Raw genomic sequence first — 2,434 nt, forward strand, 5'->3', positions numbered from 1 at the left:
CATAACGGTCGAATTTCGGGTGAACGACCACGTCGTCGTGGTGCGTAGCGACGGTCTCGTCTACGTGTCCGAGCGGACGGAGACCCGACCTGAACGAATGGACGAACGATGACCGACGACCCAAACATCAGCGTAACCACCGCCGATCGATTCACCGCCCTTTTGGAGGCGACGCTGGCGGCCGCGTACAGAAACGACATCGACGTCGAAGGTGGCTGGTTGATAGAATCCGCCTCGTCCGACATCCCGAACTGGGACATCGAAATCTGGCGGACGGAGAACCCCGACAGTTCGAACTAGGCGCGGATTACCATCGCTCGGAATCCGGGGGCAACAACATAACGGAAGGCGCGCGTATACTGCAACGCGGCTATCGCTCGAAGTGGATACGGACGAGATCTTTCAGACGTAGTACGGTAGTTGAATAGTTGTTCATCTGTTCAACTAGCCTGTTTCGGACAGCTCTCATGAGCGAAGCGATCTCGAATGCGTCGAATCGAGGCGACCCTTCTCAGTATTTTTCCTGTCAACAGAGGCCGTCAATGTACACAGTAGAAAACGATTGGTACAACGAAAGGTCTCCAAACGTTCATAATAGTTAATGCCTGTTACCTCGTGTATATGGTGGTTTATGGTAGCAATCGACATCGAAACAGAGGAAGGACAAAAGGAAGCGTTACGCCGAATGCTGACGATACGGGCGTTTGACACGAAAGCGGGCAATCTGTTCGGTGACGGGGAACTCCCGGGATTCGTTCACCTGTACATCGGCGAGGAGGCGGTTGCCGTCGGTGCGTGTTCCGCACTGGAGGAGGACGACTACATCACGAGTACACACCGCGGACACGGCCACTGCATCGCCAAGGGCCTCGATTTGGAAGAGATGATGGACGAACTGTACGGCAAAGCGAACGGGTACTGCAACGGCAAAGGCGGGTCGATGCACATCGCGGACGTGGACGCTGGCATGCTGGGTGCGAACGGTATCGTCGGCGCTGGCCCACCGCTCGCCACCGGTGCCGCACTCACCTCGCAGATCAAAGGCGAGGATACGGTGGCGTTGGCGTTCTTCGGGGACGGTGCGGTCGCACAGGGGCAGATTCACGAGGCCATCAACCTCGCGGCGACGTGGAACCTGCCGGCGGTTTTCCTCGTCGAGAACAACCAGTTCGGCGAGGGGACGCCGGTCGAAAAACAACACAACCTCCAGAACCTGAGCGAAACCGCGGAGGCGTACAACATCCCTGGATTCACCGTCGACGGGATGGACGTGACCGCCGTTTACGAAGCCGTGAAGGAAGCCCGGAAACGTGCGATGGACCGTGAGGGACCGACCTTCATCGAAGCGGACACCTACCGCTATCGCGGCCATTTCGAAGGCGACCAGCAACCTTACCGTACCGACGACGACATCGCGCTCTGGAAGGAAAACGACGCCATCGAATCCTTCAAGCAGCGGCTCATCGACGCCGGAACGATCACTGAGGGGGAGTTCGACGAGATGGAATCCGAAATCAGCGACCGAGTCGAGACGGCAGCGAAAGAGGCGAAAGAAGCGGCGTATCCCGACCCAACCGAGGCGTACGACGACATGTTCAACGCGACCGTACCCGAGATCGATAGCTTTGCAAAACAGATGCGGACTGACGGCGGTGAGGACCGATGAGTACCGAAAGCGCGCCGTCGTCGGAGCCGCCGGAAACCGAGGAGATGACTGTCAGGGAGGCGATTCGGTTGGCGATGCGGGAGGAGTTGGAGGACGACGACGACGTGTTCCTCATCGGCGAGGACGTCGGCGAGTTCGGCGGCGTCTTCGAAGTCACCAGCGGCCTCGTGGACGAGTTCGGTGAGGACCGCGTTCGGGACACGCCCATCAGTGAGGCCGGATTCATGGGTGCGGCTATCGGTGCCGCGGCGACGGGGTCACGGCCCGTCGTGGAAATCATGTTCGCGGACTTCATGGGCGTCTGCTCGGAGCAGATCATCAATCAGATGGCGAAAAACCGCTACATGTTCGGCGGCAAAACCGAGATGCCGGTGACCGTCCGAACGACGGAAGGTGGCGGGATGGGTGCTGCCAGCCAGCACTCGGGAACGCTGCACACGTGGTTCGCCCACTTCCCGGGCGTCATCGCCGTCGCACCCGGAACGCCGCGGGCCGCGAAGGGACTCCTCAAATCCGCCATCCGCTCCGACGACCCGGTGTTCGTCTTCGAGAACAAGGCGATGTACGAGCAGACGGGCGAAGTGCCGCTCGATCCGGACTACACCATCCCGCTGGGGACGGCGAAGGTCGAACGCGAGGGGGACGACGTGACGGTCGTCGCGACCCAGCGACTCGTGGGAGAATCGCTCGAACTCGCCGAGGAACTGGCAGGTGAGACCAGCGTCGAGGTCATCGACCTTCGGTCGCTGTATCCGCTCGACACCGACA

Annotated in this window: 3 protein-coding genes; all 3 read left to right on the top strand. The window is 60.1% G+C overall.

Translation table 11 applies throughout. The features are described from left to right. Nucleotides 1–108: 108 nt before the first annotated feature. Nucleotides 109–300 carry a hypothetical protein gene (locus WBV42_RS00805; protein WP_423984353.1) on the top strand — a complete coding sequence of 64 codons (192 nt, stop codon included), beginning with the start codon at nt 109–111 and terminating at the stop codon, nt 298–300. A 331-nt stretch (nt 301–631) separates the two neighbouring features. Beyond that, a complete protein-coding gene (locus WBV42_RS00810; protein WP_423984354.1) occupies nt 632–1,666 on the top strand; it encodes a thiamine pyrophosphate-dependent dehydrogenase E1 component subunit alpha in 1,035 nt (344 codons plus the stop codon). Next, nucleotides 1,663–2,434 (top strand): alpha-ketoacid dehydrogenase subunit beta (locus WBV42_RS00815; RefSeq protein ID WP_423984355.1); only part of this gene is annotated, 772 nt, incomplete at its 3' end. The genes WBV42_RS00810 and WBV42_RS00815, both read left to right, overlap by 4 nt.

Origin of the sequence: Haladaptatus sp. (assembly GCF_049589095.1) — an archaeon.
Classification (GTDB): Archaea; Halobacteriota; Halobacteria; order Halobacteriales; family Haladaptataceae; genus Haladaptatus.

Excerpts from the sequence above, each read along its gene's own strand:
- WBV42_RS00805 (WP_423984353.1), top strand. The coding sequence starts at position 109 with ATGACCGACGACCCAAACATCAGCGTAACCACCGCCGATCGATTCACC.
- WBV42_RS00810 (WP_423984354.1), top strand. The coding sequence starts at position 632 with ATGGTAGCAATCGACATCGAAACAGAGGAAGGACAAAAGGAAGCGTTA.